Origin of the sequence: Mycobacterium sp. Root135 (genome assembly GCF_001426545.1) — a bacterium.
Taxonomy (GTDB): Bacteria; Actinomycetota; Actinomycetes; order Mycobacteriales; family Mycobacteriaceae; genus Mycobacterium.
In genome coordinates, this window is record NZ_LMEZ01000006.1 from 144865 (window position 1) to 160751 (window position 15887).

At 68.2% G+C, this 15887-nt stretch carries 18 protein-coding genes; 6 read left to right on the forward strand and 12 right to left on the reverse strand.

Going from position 1 to position 15887, the window contains the following annotated elements; all coding sequences use genetic code 11:
- Positions 1-8 precede the first annotated feature (8 nt).
- From rsmH to ASD37_RS17355, 3 genes are all read right to left on the reverse strand, one after another.
- On the reverse strand, positions 9-986 hold the full coding sequence (rsmH, locus tag ASD37_RS17345; RefSeq protein ID WP_056553850.1) for a 16S rRNA (cytosine(1402)-N(4))-methyltransferase RsmH: 978 nt from the start codon (positions 984-986) through the stop codon (positions 9-11).
- A gap of 157 nt (positions 987-1143) precedes the next feature.
- Positions 1144-1575 carry a division/cell wall cluster transcriptional repressor MraZ gene (gene mraZ, locus ASD37_RS17350; protein WP_056553852.1) on the reverse strand — a complete coding sequence of 144 codons (432 nt, stop codon included), beginning with the start codon at positions 1573-1575 and terminating at the stop codon, positions 1144-1146.
- Positions 1576-1905: 330 nt separating this feature from the next.
- Positions 1906-2307 carry a DUF3040 domain-containing protein gene (locus ASD37_RS17355; RefSeq protein WP_056553855.1) on the reverse strand — a complete coding sequence of 134 codons (402 nt, stop codon included), beginning with the start codon at positions 2305-2307 and terminating at the stop codon, positions 1906-1908.
- Positions 2308-2575: 268 nt separating this feature from the next.
- Between ASD37_RS17355 and ASD37_RS17360 the strand changes: the two genes are divergently transcribed.
- From ASD37_RS17360 to ASD37_RS17375, 4 genes are all read left to right on the forward strand, one after another.
- Complete coding sequence (locus ASD37_RS17360) at positions 2576-3175, forward strand: N-acetyltransferase (protein ID WP_056553858.1); 600 nt, start codon at positions 2576-2578, stop codon at positions 3173-3175.
- A gap of 94 nt (positions 3176-3269) precedes the next feature.
- On the forward strand, positions 3270-3887 hold the full coding sequence (locus ASD37_RS17365; protein WP_200959936.1) for a DUF3153 domain-containing protein: 618 nt from the start codon (positions 3270-3272) through the stop codon (positions 3885-3887).
- A gap of 85 nt (positions 3888-3972) precedes the next feature.
- A complete protein-coding gene (gene idsA2 / locus ASD37_RS17370) occupies positions 3973-5040 on the forward strand; it encodes a bifunctional (2E,6E)-farnesyl/geranyl diphosphate synthase (RefSeq protein WP_056553864.1) in 1068 nt (355 codons plus the stop codon).
- A gap of 5 nt (positions 5041-5045) precedes the next feature.
- A complete protein-coding gene (locus ASD37_RS17375; protein WP_056553868.1) occupies positions 5046-6572 on the forward strand; it encodes an alpha-(1->6)-mannopyranosyltransferase A in 1527 nt (508 codons plus the stop codon).
- 7 nt (positions 6573-6579) lie between these two features.
- On the opposite strand, the gene ASD37_RS17380 is transcribed toward ASD37_RS17375, so the two are convergent.
- Positions 6580-6984: an Rv2175c family DNA-binding protein gene (locus ASD37_RS17380; protein ID WP_056553871.1), complete on the reverse strand. Its 405-nt coding sequence runs from the start codon at positions 6982-6984 to the stop codon at positions 6580-6582.
- A gap of 23 nt (positions 6985-7007) precedes the next feature.
- Here ASD37_RS17380 and ASD37_RS17385 point away from each other — a divergent pair, with 23 nt between their 5' ends.
- A complete protein-coding gene (locus ASD37_RS17385; RefSeq protein ID WP_056553874.1) occupies positions 7008-8261 on the forward strand; it encodes a protein kinase in 1254 nt (417 codons plus the stop codon).
- Here the strand turns inward: ASD37_RS17385 and ASD37_RS17390 are convergent.
- The 3 genes from ASD37_RS17390 to ASD37_RS17400 all read right to left on the reverse strand — a co-directional run bounded on the left by ASD37_RS17390 (position 8258) and on the right by ASD37_RS17400 (position 11069).
- Positions 8258-9655 carry a class II 3-deoxy-7-phosphoheptulonate synthase gene (locus tag ASD37_RS17390; protein WP_056553877.1) on the reverse strand — a complete coding sequence of 466 codons (1398 nt, stop codon included), beginning with the start codon at positions 9653-9655 and terminating at the stop codon, positions 8258-8260. The genes ASD37_RS17385 and ASD37_RS17390 overlap by 4 nt on opposite strands.
- A gap of 62 nt (positions 9656-9717) precedes the next feature.
- Entirely contained in the window at positions 9718-10254 is a 537-nt protein-coding gene (locus ASD37_RS17395) for a polyadenylate-specific 3'-exoribonuclease AS (RefSeq protein ID WP_056553880.1), read from the reverse strand.
- Positions 10254-11069 (reverse strand): hypothetical protein, encoded by an 816-nt coding sequence (locus ASD37_RS17400; RefSeq protein ID WP_056555323.1) that lies wholly within the window; start codon positions 11067-11069, stop codon positions 10254-10256. The genes ASD37_RS17395 and ASD37_RS17400 overlap by 1 nt, the downstream gene beginning before the upstream one ends.
- Before the next feature lie 150 nt (positions 11070-11219).
- Between ASD37_RS17400 and ASD37_RS17405 the strand changes: the two genes are divergently transcribed.
- Entirely contained in the window at positions 11220-12497 is a 1278-nt protein-coding gene (locus ASD37_RS17405) for a glycosyltransferase 87 family protein (RefSeq protein ID WP_056555326.1), read from the forward strand.
- Here ASD37_RS17405 and ASD37_RS17410 read toward each other — a convergent pair.
- The 5 genes from ASD37_RS17410 to ASD37_RS17430 form a co-directional block, all read right to left on the reverse strand.
- Complete coding sequence (locus ASD37_RS17410; protein ID WP_056553883.1) at positions 12494-13231, reverse strand: 1-acyl-sn-glycerol-3-phosphate acyltransferase; 738 nt, start codon at positions 13229-13231, stop codon at positions 12494-12496. The two genes, ASD37_RS17405 and ASD37_RS17410, sit on opposite strands and share 4 nt — an antisense overlap.
- 59 nt (positions 13232-13290) lie before the next feature.
- Positions 13291-13677 (reverse strand): hypothetical protein, encoded by a 387-nt coding sequence (locus tag ASD37_RS17415; protein WP_056555329.1) that lies wholly within the window; start codon positions 13675-13677, stop codon positions 13291-13293.
- Positions 13674-14963 carry an ArsA family ATPase gene (locus tag ASD37_RS17420; protein WP_082570218.1) on the reverse strand — a complete coding sequence of 430 codons (1290 nt, stop codon included), beginning with the start codon at positions 14961-14963 and terminating at the stop codon, positions 13674-13676. Before ASD37_RS17420 ends, ASD37_RS17415 begins: the two co-directional genes overlap by 4 nt.
- Positions 14956-15393, reverse strand: a complete 438-nt coding sequence (locus ASD37_RS17425; protein WP_056553889.1) for an SRPBCC family protein — start codon at positions 15391-15393, stop codon at positions 14956-14958. Before ASD37_RS17425 ends, ASD37_RS17420 begins: the two co-directional genes overlap by 8 nt.
- 95 nt (positions 15394-15488) lie before the next feature.
- Positions 15489-15878, reverse strand: a complete 390-nt coding sequence (locus tag ASD37_RS17430) for a polyketide cyclase / dehydrase and lipid transport (RefSeq protein ID WP_056553892.1) — start codon at positions 15876-15878, stop codon at positions 15489-15491.
- Positions 15879-15887: the final 9 nt, after the last annotated feature.

Below are 15887 nucleotides of genomic sequence, written 5' to 3' on the forward strand. Positions count from 1 at the left end.
CTTGGCCATCACGAACCTTCCCTTCTGACGATCTTTTCCGAGGTCCGCTTCTCGAGGGCTCGCAGCCGAACGGACGCACTGCGCGGATTGAGGGCGATCTCGTCGTCCCCTGCCTTTTCCGCGCCCCGCGTGAGCGGGACGAAGTAGGGCTCGTGGCCGGGAAGTTCCATCGGAAGGCCGGCCGGGGTTCGCGAGGCGGTCGCAGCGGCGAACTCGCCCTTGACGATTCGGTCCTCGAGCGACTGGTAGGCCATCACCACGATCCGGCCGTGTTGGCGCAGCGCCGCGAGAGCCGACGGGATCGCGGACCGCAACGAGTCCAGTTCACCGTTGACCGCGGTGCGCAACGCCTGGAACGTGCGCTTGCCGGGGTGTCCCCCGGTGCGGCGAGCGGGAATGGGGATGACGTCGTAGAGCACCTCGACCAGTTCGGCGGTGGTCTCGAACGGTTTCTGGCTGCGGCGCCGGACGATTTCACCCGCGATGCGGCTGGCGAAGCGCTCCTCGCCGAACTCCTGAAGGATCCTCGTCAGAGCCCTCTTGTCGTAGGTGTTGAGGATCTCGGCTGCCGTGAGTGGCGCGTCCTGGTCCATGCGCATGTCGAGCGGCGCGTCGTGTGAGTAGGAGAAGCCGCGCTCGGCGCGGTCGAGTTGCATCGACGAGACGCCGAGGTCGAAGAGGACCCCGTCCACGACGGTGTCGTCGGCCCAGAACCCGTCGTACCGGGTTTGCACGTATTCGACGCGGTCTCCGAAGGGGGCCAGTCGCTCTCCCGCGATCGCCAGGGCGGTGCGGTCCCGGTCCAAACCGACGAGACGAAGACCGGGGAGTTCGGTGAGGAAGCGTTCGGCGTGGCCGCCGGCGCCGAGGGTCGCGTCGACGAGGACCGCGCCCGCGCCGTCGGAGCTGAGCCGGGTCAGGGCGGGCTTGAGGAGTTCGACGCAGCGGTCGAGGAGGACCGGGTCGTGTGGGTGACGGTCGGACATAACAGCAGCACCCTTGCAAGAAGTGGCGGGGACATGTGTGCCTGCCCTTGCAGGGAGGTCCCTGCCCGAGAGTGCGGACCTGGCGTTGGGGAAGTACGTCAGGGCCGGTTCGGGCAGAGGCCACCTTGCAAGGGCTTGGCCGGTGTCAACGGTCGTTCTAGATGATGTCGCGCAGGGTGTCATCGCTGGCCGCGGAGAAGTTCTCTTCGTGGGTCGACTGGTATTCCTGCCACGCTCGGGCGTCCCAGATCTCCAGGTACTCGATCGAGCCGATCACCACGCACTCCTTGGAGAGGTCTGCGTATTGCCGGTGGTCGGCCGACAGGGTGATCCGGCCTTGTGCGTCTGGGTGCTGTTCGTCGGTCGCCGCGGCAAGGTACCGCAGGTAGGCGCGGGCGTCCGGATTGCTCCGCGATGCCTGCGATGCCCGCTGTGCGAGCTTCTCGAATTCCGCTCTTGGGTAGACGGCGAGGCTGTGATCTTGACTCTTGGTGACCATCAACCCCCCTGCCAGTGCTTCGCGGAACTTGGCGGGCAGCGTGAGCCGCCCCTTGTCGTCGAGCTTGGGCGTGTAGGTGCCGAGAAACATCCCGTCACCTCCGCCTGCTGCCGAACTAGCGGAGCCCTAGCCGCTCCGTTGTCCGCCACATTACCCCACGATCCCCCACTTTGCTCCATTCATTGGCAAAAGACGGGCACAAGCCCCCACCGCGCACCACGAACGGGCTGTTTTCGGGCCGGGAATGGTCGACGATGCCGGCCTACGACACGAAAAGGCCAGCTAGAGGCATGTGGGGCTGGTGGTGGGGCGCGGTGGGGGGAAAGGGCTGACCACCCACCGCCACGCGTCCACCGCGGCGTGTCGAACGCAAAGAAAAAGGGCAGCTCCATACGGAGCTGCCCTCAGATGACGCAGTCGTCACTCCTCGAAGCGGCGGCGGAACCTTTCCTCCATGCGGCTGGAGAACGAATTGCCGCCCTTGGCCCGCTTCTGCTGGTTCGAATTGGGCTCCGGTGCGGCGCCCTCACGACCACCCGCGACGCGCGGACCGGTGATGGCGTACACCACCCCGCCGAACATCAGGATGAAGCCGATGACGCTGAGAACGGGGAACCCGCTGATCTGGGTGGCCCGGAACGCGACACCACAGATGAGCAACGCCAGACCGACGATGAAGACGACGGCGCCCTGCAGGCGACGACGCGCCGACGGTGCCCGGAGATTCCCGCCGCGCACACTCGACGCGAACTTGGGGTCCTCGGCATAAAGAGCGCTCTCGATCTGGTCGAGCATGCGCTGCTCATGATCGGAGAGTGGCATCCGCGCCTCCCATGTTGCGTCCCTGCTGCGGCCGCGAAATTGCGGCCGTGCGTTCGAAATACGTACGCCCGCGAATTGCGGGGCACCCTTGCCATCATGATACGAGCAGAATCCGGCGCGTACCACCTACTTCCCCGAGTCACTTCGAGGTAGCCCCCGAACCGACGTCAGGCCTCGATTGTAGTTCGTGCCCCGCCGGTGGCGGGATCCCGCGTCACTGACCGGATAATGACGTCGAATCGGCAACAGCGCGAAGGGCATTTTGAGGTTGGCCACGTTCCTGATCGACTTGTCACCCGGCGACATGCAACGGCGTCTCGGGGACGCCCTCGGCATCTACGTCGACGCCATGCGCTATCCCCGCGGCACCGAAGATCAGCGTGCCTCGATGTGGGTCGAGCACACCCACAGACGGGGCTGGACGGCCGTCGCGGCCGTCGAGGTCCCCGACCGCTCCCCTGACGACCCCGACGGGCCGCCGCTGACCTCGGCCCCGATGCTCGGGGTGGCGTACGGCTACTGCGGCGCCCCCGACCAGTGGTGGCAACAGCAAGTCGTCCAGGGCCTGGAGCGTGGCGGCGCCGACAGGGCGCGCATCGTGGAGCTGACGACGGACTACTTCGAGCTCACCGAGGTACACGTCCACCCGCGGGCGCAGGGGCAGGGGCTCGGTGAGGCGCTGGTCCGTCGGCTGCTGCTGGGTCGCTCGGAGCCGCAGGTGTTGCTCTCCACCCCCGAGGTCGACGAGGAGGCCAACCGGGCGTGGCGGTTGTACCGCCGCCTCGGGTTCACCGACGTGATCAGGGGCTACCACTTCGCCGGGGATCCGCGGCCGTTCGCCATTCTCGGTAGGAATCTGCCGCTCTAGTACGTCGACGAGGGCATCGGTCTGGCACCATGTCGGGGTGCCAACCCGCCGCAAACGCCTGCTCGCTTTGCTTTTGCTGGTCCTGATCGCGCCCATGATCGCGGGTTGTGTCCGGGTGCGGGCGTCGATCACGGTGTCCCCCGACGACCGGGTGTCGGGTCAGATCATCGCCGCGGCCAAGCCCAAGGACGGCGACGACAAGGGCCCGCAGCTGCTCAACAGCCTGCCCTTCGCCAACAAGGTGTCGGTGTCGCCGTACGAGCGCGACGACTACGTCGGCTCCCAGGCGGTCTTCTCCGACCTGACGTTCGCCGAGCTGCCGCAGCTCGCCAACATGAACGCCGACGCCGCCGGGGTGGACATCTCGCTGCGACGCGCCGGTGACCTGGTGATCCTCGAAGGCCGGGCGGACCTCACCTCGCTCAACGATCCCGACGCCGACGTGTCGCTGAACGTCGCGTTCCCCGGCGACGTCACCTCCACCAACGGCGAACAGGTGTCCTCCGACGTCGTCCAGTGGACGCTCAAGCCGGGCGTGGTCAGCACGATGAACGCCCAAGCCCGCTACACCGACCCCAGCGCACGCTCGTTTGCCGGCGCGGCGATTTGGATGGGCGTCGCCGCGTTCCTGGTGGCCCTCGTCGTCGGCGGCGTCGCCTGGAACAGCCGTGACCGCAGCCCGGTGATGGCCAACCCGCACGACTCGCGCTGATGGATCGCACTAGTCTGAGGGTTCTTCGTAGTGAAAGGGGCGGGCGCTGAGCGTCAATGCTGCCGCGACACCGTCGGCCACGGAATTGGCGGGCGCCGTCACCGATCGACTGCGCGAATACCTGACCACGCGCCGCGCCGGCGCCGCCTACATCGGTGCCGACTACGCGGAGATGACGGCCGCCCTCGAGGAGTTCGTCCTCCGCGGCGGCAAGCGGCTGCGTCCCGCATTCGCCTACTGGGGCTGGCGGGCAGTCGGACCGGCTGATCACCCCGCCACCCCGAAGGCGGACTCCGACGCGCTGCTGCTGTTCTCCGCGCTCGAGTTGCTGCACGCCTGCGCGCTGGTGCACGACGACGTCATCGACGCCTCGGCCACCCGTCGCGGACTTCCCACCGTGCACCGGCACTTCACCGACCTTCATCGCGAGCGCAACTGGCACGGCTCCTCCGAACAGTTCGGGTTGTCGACCGCCATCCTGCTCGGCGACCTGTCCCTGGTCTGGGCCGACGACATCGTCACCTCCGCCGACCTGCCTGCCGACGCCCACCGCCGCGTCCAGAAGGTGTGGGCCGACATCCGGACCGAGGTCCTCGGCGGACAGTTCCTCGACATCGTCGCCGAGGCGAGCGGTGCCGAAACCGTCGAGTCCGCCATGAACGTCAACACCTACAAGACCGCCTCGTACACGGTGACGCGGCCGCTGCAGCTCGGTGCGGCGGCGGCGGCCGACCGGCCCGAGGTGCAGGCCACCTTCCATCAGGTCGGGACCAACCTCGGGGTGGCGTTCCAGCTGCGCGACGACGTCCTCGGAGTCTTCGGCGACCCCGCGGTCACCGGCAAGCCGTCCGGTGACGACCTGAGGTCGGGCAAGCGCACCGTGCTGCTCGCCGAGTCCGTCGAACGGGCCGACGCCTCGGACCCGTTGGCCGCCAAGATGTTGCGCACCTCGATCGGCACCGAGCTCTCCGAGGCCGACGTTCGGGAGCTCTGTCAGGTCATCGAGTCCGTGGGTGCGCTCGCCGCCGTCGAGGCCCGCATCGAGCTGCTCACCGGGCAGGCCCTTGCCCTCCTCGACGCGGCGGACGTCAACGCCGACGCCAAGGTCGGTCTGGCCGAGCTCGCCAGATTGGCGTCGAACCGGACCGCCTGAGGCGCATGACGACTCCGACCGCCGCGCGCCAACCGAAATCCCGTTTCGGGAGCCACGTCTCGCGCCTGACCGCATTCGCCGCGTCCCGGGAGGGCCGACCGGCTCGTCTGGGCTTCCTCGGTGCGGTGTTGATCACCCTCGGTGGCCTCGGCGCGGGCAGCACTCGGTTGCACGATCCGGTGCTCGAGTCGATTTCCCTGTCCTGGTTGCGTTTTGGGCACGGTCTGGTGTTCTCGTCGCTGCTGTTGTGGGGTGGCGTCGCGGCGATGCTGATCGCCTGGTTGCTGTTGGGCCGCCGGGTCGTCGACCGCACCGCGACCACGTACACGATGCTGGCGACGACCGGGTTCTGGTTGACGCCACTGTTGTTGAGCGCGCCGGTGTTCAGCCGCGACACGTATTCGTATCTGGCACAGGGAGCCTTGCTGCGCGACGGATTCGACCCCTACGTCGTCGGCCCGATCGAGAACCCCAATCCGTTGCTCGACGACGTGAGCCCGATCTGGACGACGACGACCGCCCCGTACGGCCCGGTGTTCATCCTGGTCGCCAAGTTCGTCACGATGGTGGTCGGCGACCACGTCATCGAGGGCACCATGCTGCTGCGGCTCTGCATGCTGCCCGGGCTGGTGATGCTGATCTGGGCCGCCCCGCGGATCGCGCGCCACGTCGGGGCCAACGGGCCTGCCGCCCTGTGGATCTGCGTGCTCAACCCGTTGGTGATCATCCACCTGATGGGTGGTGTCCACAACGAGATGCTGATGGTCGGCCTGATGATGGCGGCCATCGCACTGACCTTGCAGAACAGACCGGTGTGGGGCGTCAGCCTGATCGCCATCGCGGTTGCGGTGAAGGCGACGGCGGGAATCGCCCTGCCGTTCATGGTGTGGATGTGGATGCACCGACTCAGGGAGAAACGCGGTCTCGGGCCTGCGCGTGCCTTCGGCTTGGCCACCGGCGCGTCGGCGCTCATCTTCGTGGTGGTGTTCGCCGTGGTGTCGTGGCTGGCGGGGGTCGGGCTCGGCTGGCTGACTGCGCTCGCGGGCTCGGTGAAGATCATCAACTGGCTCACGGTGCCGACCGCGGTGGCGAACCTGGTCAACGCCATCGGCGGCCTGTTCCTGCCGGTGAACTTCTATGCCGTCCTCGAGGTGACGCGCATCGCCGGGGTGGCGATCATCGCCATCTCACTTCCGTTGCTGTGGTGGCGGTTCCGCCACGACGACCGGGAGGCCCTGACGGGAATCGCGTTGGCGATGCTCGTCGTGGTGTTGTTCGTCCCCGCGGCCCTCCCCTGGTACTACACGTGGCCGCTGGCCGTGCTGTCGGCGCTGGCGCAGAGCAGGCAGTCGATCGCGGTCATCGCGGGGTTCTCGACGTGGATCATGGTGATCTTCAAGCCCGACGGCTCACACGGCATGTACTCGTGGTTGCACGTCGGGCTCGCCACCGCGTGTGCGGCGGTGGCGTGGTATTCGCTGGCGAAGTCCCCCGAGAGCGCGGAGGCCGAGAAGGCCCCCGCCGCCCCGTAGGCCGGTCCTAGTACGCCATCGCCTGAGCGCGGCGAACCACCTCGCGGGCCTGATGCGAATGCAGCGCGTCGACCGGCCGGGCGTTCTCGACGACCTCTCCGGTGCCGTCACGGCTGAGGGTCAGCGACGGGTCCGGGGTGAAGAGCCACCGGACGATGTCGTTTTCGCTGTAGCCGCCGTCGTGCAGCACGACCAGGAGGCCCGACAGACTCTTCACGACGTGGTTCTTGTCGTCGAAGAAGATCTTGGGCACCACCAGGACGCCGTTGCGGCGGACGCTGATGAGGTGCTTCTGGCGCAGGTGCTGGTGCACCTTGGTCACCGGGATGCCGAGGATGGACGCCACGGCGGGCAGGTCGTAGACGGCTTCGTCGGGGTCCAGAACGTCGTCGGCAGCCGGAATGTTGCTCACCGGTCCGAGTCTAAGATGCGTGCGTGGATACCAGCCAACGATCGGACCCGCTCGTCGGCATCGTGTTGGATGCGCGGTACCGCGTCGACGCCCTGATCGCCACGGGCGGGATGTCCGCGGTGTACCGCGGACTGGATCTCCGGCTGGACCGTCCGGTGGCGCTGAAGGTGATGGATTCCCGCTATGCGGGCGATTCCCAGTTCCTGGTGCGGTTCCAGCGCGAGGCCCGCGCCGTCGCGCGGCTGAAGGATCCCGGGCTGGTCGCGGTCTACGACCAGGGCCTCGGGGACCATGGCGCCGGCCTTCCGTACCTGGTCATGGAGTTGATCGAAGGCGGAACGCTGCGTGAGCTGCTCCGTGAGCGCGGTCCGATGCCGCCGCACGCCGTCGCCGCGGTGCTGACGCCGATCCTCGGGGGTCTGGCGGCGGCGCACCGGGCGGGGTTGGTGCACCGCGACATCAAACCGGAGAACGTGCTGATCTCCGACGACGGCGAGGTGAAGATCGCCGACTTCGGTTTGGTCCGCGCCGTCGCCGAGGCGAAGATCACCTCGACGAGTGTGATCCTGGGCACCGCCGCCTATTTGTCACCCGAGCAGGTCGGAACCGGCGACGCGACCCCCGAGAGCGACGTCTACGGCGTCGGCATCCTCGCCTACGAATTGCTCACCGGGAGCACCCCGTTCACCGGTGACAGCGTGCTCGCCGTGGCGTACCAGCGGATGGACAACGACGTGCCGCCGCCCAGTGCGGCGATCACGGGGGTGCCGCCGCAATTCGACGAGTTGGTGCGGCGGGCGACGAGGCGCACGCCAGGGGACCGCTATCCCGACGCGACGGCGATGGGCGCCGACCTCGACGCCGTCGTGACCGAACTGGGCCTGCCGTCGTTCCGGGTGCCTGCGCCGGCGAACTCCGCTCAGCACGTCGCGTCGGCGGAGTTTCAGAGCCGGCTGGACGACCGCGACGAGCACACCACCGAGGCGACTGCGGCCCCGGCGCCACCGACGCCGATCCTGCCCACCCGTGACGTGGCTCCCCCACCGGCGCCGCGTCAACACACCCGGGAGATGACGCGCGGCCCCGGCGATTGGGAACGTCCCGAACGCGGTTACGCCGCAGGCCAATTCGCGGGTATCGACATCGACGAGCTGGAGTGGGCCAGGCAACGCGGCCGACGCGTGACGATGTTCTGGTCGGTCGGCATTCTGACGCTCACCGCACTTGTCGCCGCCGGAGCGTGGACGCTCGGCAGCAACCTGCAGGGGCTGTTCTAGCCTCGCAGCATCTCGGCGACCAGGAAGGCCAACTCGAGGGACTGCTGGGTGTTCAGCCGCGGGTCGCACGCCGTCTCGTAGCGCCCGGCCAGATCGGCGTCCGAGATGTCCTGCGCGCCACCGAGGCACTCCGTGACGTTCTCACCGGTGATCTCGACGTGGATGCCGCCGGGGTGGGTGCCCAGCGAGCGATGCACCTCGAAGAAGCCCTGGACCTCGTCGACGATGCGGTCGAAGTGCCGTGTCTTGTAACCGGTCGACGACTCGTGGGTGTTGCCGTGCATCGGGTCGCACTGCCAGATCACCTGACGGCCCGTGGCTTGCACCTTCTCGATGATCGGCGGCAGCAGGTCGCGCACCTTGCCGTTTCCCATCCGGCTGACCAGCGTCAGGCGTCCCGCCTGATTGTGCGGATCGAGACGCTCGACGTACTCGACGGCCAACTCTGGCGGCGTCGTCGGCCCGATCTTGACGCCGATCGGGTTGGAGATGGTCTCCACGAAACCGATGTGCGCGCCGTCGAGTTGGCGGGTGCGGTCACCGATCCACACGTAGTGCGCCGACAGGTCGTAGAGCCGCGGTTCGGGCGCCTCGACGGGAAACTCGTTGGACAGCCGCAACATCGCCCGCTCGTAGTCCAGCACCAGCGCCTCGTGGCTGGCGTAGATCTCGGCGGTCTGGAGGTTGATGTCGTTGACGCCGCACGCGCTCATGAACCGCAGCGCGCGGTCGATTTCGGCGGCCAGCGCCTCGTACCGGGCACCCGCGGGCGAGGTGCGGACGAACTCGCGGTTCCAGTCGTGCACCGATTCCAGCGAGGCGAGTCCGGACGACGTCATGGCCCGCACCAGGTTCATCGCGGCGCTGGCGTTGGCGTAGGCGCGCACCAGTCGCGAGGCGTCGTGGTCGCGCACCGAGGCGTCGGGGGCGAACCCGTTGACCATGTCGCCGCGGTAGGACTTGAGGCCAAGCGCGTCGACGTCGGACGACCGCGGCTTGGCGTACTGGCCGGCGATGCGCGCGACCTTGACCACCGGCATGCTGGCGCCGTAGGTCAGCACGACGGCCATCTGCAGCAGCGTGCGGATGTTGGCCCGGATGTGCGGTTCGGTGTTGTCGACGAACGTCTCGGCGCAGTCGCCGCCCTGGAGCAGGAATGCCTCTCCGCGCGCGACGTCGGCGAGGTGGCCCTTGAGCCGCTCGATCTCCGACGGCACGGTCACCGGCGGCACGCTCTCCAGGACCGTCCGCATTGCCTTGGCCTGGTCCGCGGGCCAGCTCGGCTGCTGGGCAGCCGGCTTGGCGAGGGCGGCGTCGAGCCGCTCGCGGAGGTCACTCGACAGCGGCGGGAGCTCCGGCAGCTGGTCGATGGGCACGTCGACGGTCCAGTTCACCCGTCCATGGTAACTGCGCGCGGACCCTCCCCTTGCATCCCGGTCCCGCGCATCGCCGCAGTTCAGGAGCGTGCGGCCCAGGACCCGTCATCGTCGTCGTCGGGGTCCTCGTCATGTCCGGAGAGACCCGTCACCAAGCGGAACCTCGTCAGGTTGTGTCTGGCGTCGACCAACGCGTCGTGGGTGTCCCTCGGCCGCGGCGGCATTCGCGGTGATCCGCGGTCCTCCCAGAACTGCCGCAACTCCCTGGTGAACCGCGGGATCGCGGGCGGCAGATCGGTCATCGGCCCCCAAAGCTGGCACAGCACGACGTGGTCGTAGGCGGCCACCCAGGCCCACAATTCGATGGTCTCGTCGCCGTCGACGTCGAAGAAGTCCTCGAGGTCCGAGCGGATCTGACGCCGGGACTTCCACAGTTTCGACGACGGCGACGGCAGCTTCGGCAGCACGTGCTTGCGCACCCAGGCGCCGGCCCGCTCCGGGTTGAATTCGGTTGAAATGGCGTAATATTCGCGGCCATCCTCGGCTGCCACGCCGATCGATATCAGGTCGATGGTGCGGCCGTCGTCGATGAACTCGGTGTCGTAGAAGTAGCGCATCAGGAGGCGTCCGTCCCCACCGGGGCCGGAGCCGGATGGATCTCCCGGTCGAGCTGGGCGTCGACCTCGACGTCGTCGGGGAAGTGCGGCTCGCCCGCGATGACGTGTTGCAGCCAGAGCTTGGCGGACACGACGGGGCGGCGCAGCCGACGCTCCCGCTCCAGCGACCGGTGCATCCGGCGGGGCCTGCGCCCGTAGCGCCACCGCGCCCACGGCGCATGCGGGCGCGAGACCCGAATCGCGCCGACGATCAGCAGCGGCGTGATGAACATGCCCACCAAACCGGTCCACACCTTTCCCTTGAGCAACACCATCACGGCCAGCGCCAGGGTGATCAGGGCTATTCCGATGACGGCGCCGCGAGCCAGCAGCGTCTGGTCCTGGCGCCAGATGTCGATGTCGAAGAACGACAACGGGTTGAAGCCGAGGATGAGCAACCCGGCCACTGCGACCGCGGCGAACACCGCGTCCACCGAGGTGCGGCCGTCCTCGGACCAGTACACGTCCTGCAGGTGCAAGATGAGCGCGAACTCGTCGAGCACCAGGGCCGCGCCCATCCCGAACATGATGGCGGCGACGGTGAACTCCGGCACGCCGCCGTCGACGGCGAGCGTCACCATCGTCACCCCGGACACCATGACCAGGATCACACCGATGACGACGTGGTGGATGTGGGTCGTCCCGTGACCCATGTTCCGAGGCTGCCACCACTTGGGCGGGGTGCCGTCGGCGTTGTTGTTCTCGTTGTGCCGGATGTATCGGACGATCGTGCGCGTCACCAGGAACGTCAGCAGAAACGCGATCAGGCACCACATCAGCGGTTGCCGGCCAGGCGGGATCGCCAAGTCGAGCCCGAAGTCGAACTTCCAATCGTCGAACACCCGCAAAACTTACGCCGACCTGCGCGCGTCGTGGACCGGATGGTCCCCGACTCGCCGGGGGCCACCGATACTCTGGTCCGCGACATGAGAATTCGGCAGTTCCGCAGCGGAGCGTGGTGGGCAGGCGCGGGATGGCGGCTGTTCCAGTTGCTCACCGTCGCGGCGGTGGTCTGGGCGGGGTGGCGGCTGCTGGCCGTGACCCCCTATCGCATCGACATCGACGTCTACCGGATGGGCGGTCGGGCGTGGCTCGACGGAACGTCCCTCTACCGCGACGGCGTGCTCTTCCACACCGTCGCCGGCCTCGACCTGCCGTTCACCTACCCACCGCTCGCGGCCGCCGTCTTCGCTCCGTTCGCGATGCTGTCGCTGAACGCGGCGAGCGCGTGCATCACGGCCGTCACCTTCGTGTTGCTGATGGTCACCACGGCGATCGTGCTGACCCGCCTCGGGGTGCTGGACGGGTGGCAACGCCGCTGCTGGCTGGCCGCGGCGATCGTCGCCCCGGCCGCCGTCTATCTGGAGCCCATCCGGTCGAACTTCGAGTTCGGCCAGATCAACGTCGTGCTCATGACGCTCGTCATCGCCGACTGCGTGCCGAAGAAGACGCCATGGCCGCGGGGGTTGCTGCTCGGCGTGGCCATCGCGCTCAAGCTGACGCCCGCCGTGTTCCTGCTGTACTTCCTCCTTCGGCGCGACACCAGGGCGCTGCTGACGAGCGTGGCGTCGGCGGTGGTGGCGACGGCCGTCGGATTCATGCTGGCCGCCAGGGATTCGTGGGAGTACTGGACTCAGACGATCCGCGACACCGACCGCATCGGCACCGCCACCTATCTGACCAACCAGAACATCGCGGGCACCCTGGCCCGCCTCGGGCTCGGTGAAACGCCGCGGTTCTTCGTGTGGTTGGTCGCCTGCTTCGCGGTGCTCGGCTTGACCTGGTGGGCGGTTCGCCGGGTGCTGCGGCCTGGCGAGACCGCCTCGGTGCGGGCCGGCGACCAGGCGGTGCTGGCGTTGATCTGCGTGGCGATGTTCGGCTTGGTCGTCTCGCCGGTGTCGTGGTCGCACCACTGGGTGTGGGCGTTACCGGCGATCATCACGACGGGCGTGCTCGGGGTGCGCTATCGCAGCGTCGCGATGGGTGTCCTCAGCGCCGTCGGAATCCTGCTGACCTACTTCGTGCCGATTCACCTGATGGTCGAACACGAGGAGACGTCCGCCGCGCTGTGGCGCCAGCTCCTCGGCGGTTCCTACGTGTGGTGGGCGCTGGCCCTGATCGCCGTGTCGGGGGCGGTCACGCTGCGCGAGCGCGACGGCTCAGGGGCGAACGCGGACGCCACACCGGCGCACGCGGCGACCTAGCCCGCAGCGGAGGTCGGCATCCGGGCGGGAGGCGTGCCGTCGGATCCGCCGGCCCCACCTTCGAGTGCGACCTTCACGTCGGCGGCGTACAGGTCGACGTACTCCTGGCCGGACATCTGCATCAGCTCGTACATCACCTCGTCGATGACGGCGCGCTCGATGAAGCGGTTGCCCGCGAGGCCCTCGAACCGGGAGAAGTCCAGCGGCTTGCCGAAGCGGACCTCGACGCGGCCGAAGTGCCACATCTTCGATCCGGGCGGGTTGACGTCGTCCGTGCCGACCATGGCCACCGGGATGACGGGGACGCCGGTCTCCAGCGCCAGCCGGGCGATGCCGGTCTTGCCCTTGTAGAGACGGCCGTCGGGCGAGCGGGTGCCCTCCGGGTACATGCCGAGGACCTTGCCCTTGCCGAGGATGCGCTTCGCGGTGGTGAGGGCGGCGAGTGCGGCGTCGGCGTCGGTCCGGTCGATCGGGACCTGTCCGGCGGCGGTGTAGAACCAGCGGGTGAACCAGCCCTTGAGTCCGGTGCCGGTGAAGTACTCCGCCTTGGCCAGGTAGGTGATCCGACGCCGGACCACCAGGCACTTGTAGAAGCTGTCGGCGACGGCGAGGTGATTACTGGCGAGGATGACGGCGCCGCGGTCCGGAACGTTCTCCAGCCCAACCACTTTCGGGCGACCGACCAAGGTCAGCAGCGGGCCCATGAAGACGTATTTGAAGAGCCAATACCACATCGAGCCTCCCGCGGCGGGCTCCCGGACGGTGCCCTGCGACAACTGTACCCAGTCGCGGGTCAGTCCTCGACGCTGACGGGGATGTGTTGGTAATGGCCCGGCGCGGACGGCGGCGGATCGCCGCCGGGTCGAGGGTCGGTCGGCGGCGACGGGGTGTCGGGACCGCCGGAACCGGGGCCCGCGGCGTCGGTCATGGCGTCGGTCATCGCGCGGACCACCGACAGCAACGCGACGCCGTGTTCGGCGATGACGCCGAGCAGCGGGTGCTGTTCGCCGGACACCAACGCGGCAAGGGCGCACACCGGGCACCACACCTGCTGGCACTTGCCCTCGCTGCCCGAGGTGGCGCGGGCGGCGGCCATTCTCACGGCGGGGTCCAGCTTGTTCAGGATCGACTGCGCGAGCTGGCGCAGCTCGGGAGGAAGGTCGGTGTGGAAGTCGCTCATGCCGGCCACACCTCGGGATTCGGTCGAAAGCGCACCGTCAGTTGACCGCCGCGCAGTTGCGCGTCCATCACGGTGCATCTCCGCAAGACGGACGCCAACCGAACCCGGCGACGCATGCCACCGGCGCCGATGATCAGGTCGTCGTCGACCCGGCCCAGCGTCAGCGAGTTCGGGTCGACCTGCGCCAACTCTAACCGCATCCGATAGACGGCATCGAGTCCGGATCCGGATTCTCGGTCGACCACCGGCCGCACGGGCGCCGGCGGCGCCGATCCGTCCCGGTGCCTGGCGGCGTCGAGCAGTTCGGCAAGCGCCTTGGGTCCGATGGGCTCCCCCGCGAGGTGTGGGACGAGCACCAGGGTGACGTCGCCAATCGTGGCGTCCAGTTCGTCGAGGACCAGGCGCTGTTCGGCGATCCGCTCGGTGTACCAGTCGAATGCCGGGTGCTCGGGCAGGTTTCGGTACTCGTATGAATCGTCTTGTACCAACACTTGATTCACGATCAGCTCGTGCACCGACACTCCCATCAGTGCCAGCGACCCCAACGTTCGGGCCGCCTCGGCGGCCACCACCCGTTCGGGGGTGAGCACCAGGTGCGCGCTCACCAGGGCGGCGTCGGTGAGGAGTTCGCCGAGGCGTTCGGTGCTGGCGGCGATCCGTTCCACCAGTTCGACGATGCCCGCGGAGGCGACCTCGTCGCCCATGGACAGCCTGCGGTGCCGCGGCCAGGCCCGTTCGAGGTAGAGCCCGAACGTCGCGGGCAGGGTCAGCATCCGCATGGCGTCGGCGGTGGACGCACAGTCGACGACCACGTGATCCCACTGACCAGAGGCGGCCAGTTCGGCCACCTCGTCGAGGCCGAGCACCTCCTGAATGCCGGGAAACGCCGAAAGCTCTTCCGGTGCAACGTCTCCAAGATCGGACTCGGGGAATCGGGCGGCCAGCACACCGGCCACCTGTCGCCACCGCCGTTCGAGCAGCGCCAGGGTGTCCAGGGCGAGGACGTCGAGGGAGCCGCCGGACCCGGCGTCGCTGCCCGCGTCGAGCTCGGCCAAGACCCTCGTCGGCTGGCGCTCCCCCGTCGGCGTCACGCGGATGCCGAGGACGTCACCCGTGGAATGGGCCTGGTCGGTCGACACGACCAGCACTCGCAGGCCGCTGCGCGCATCGCGCACCGCGGCGGCAGTCGCCAAGGTGGACTTGCCTACTCCACCCTTGCCGACGAAGAGGCTGATCCTGGCACTGCCGGCCGCGGAAGGTCGGCCCGGATCGCTGCTCTCAGTCAGCCTCGACTCGTTTCTTCAGGTCCTTCAATGCGGTGTCGGTGAGCCGGCGTTCGGCCTTGCGCTTGAGCAATCCGATCATCGGAATGACCAGGTCGACCGATAGCTCGTAGGTGACGTCGGTACCGGAGCCCTTGGGAGACAACAGGTATGCGCCATCCAGGGCCCTCAGCAGGGAGCTCGACACCAGCGACCACCGCACCGAGGTGCGGTCGGCGGGCCAGGTGTAGGCCAGCACCATGGTGTCCTTGAGCACGGCGGCGTCGAGCACCAACCGCGCCTTCTTCGGGTAGCCCTCGTCGTCGCTCTCGAGGACCTCGGTCTCCTTGTACTCGGCAACCCAGTCCGGGTAGGAGCCAATGTCGGCGATGACGTCCATCACCGTCGCGGGCTCGGCGTCGATGTAGATCGTCTGCGCAGTCTTGTCCGCCACGTGATCACTTCCCCGGGTCCTAGAGCGCTACTGGACTCACGTCCATTCGACCCGAAATGTACCCGTACCCCAGTCTGGAGTCCTCAATCAACCACCTACGCGAGCCGGGACACTCCGACTGCACGTGACTCCTCGAGCTTCTGCTTGACCTCGAACGCCATTCGCTTGCCCGCCACGCGACGCTGATGATTGGCCTTCGCGAGGTTCATCTTGGCCAGCTCCCAGGCCGCCACTCCGGACGGCTCGGCATGCACGAAGTAGTGCAGGATCACGCCGTCGGACGACGTCTCCAGCCAGACTTCCATGGTGCCGGTCAGAGCCCCGGTGACGGTCCAGCGGTGTCCCGCGGGACCTCGGTCCTCGACCACCGTCAGCCGCAGATCGGGCCACCATCGCCGCCAACTCACCGGGTCCGCGATCGCCGCGCCGACGTCGGCCGGGTCGGCGCACACGAACGTTTCGTCCGCCACCTGGATGCTGTTCATCGCTCACAC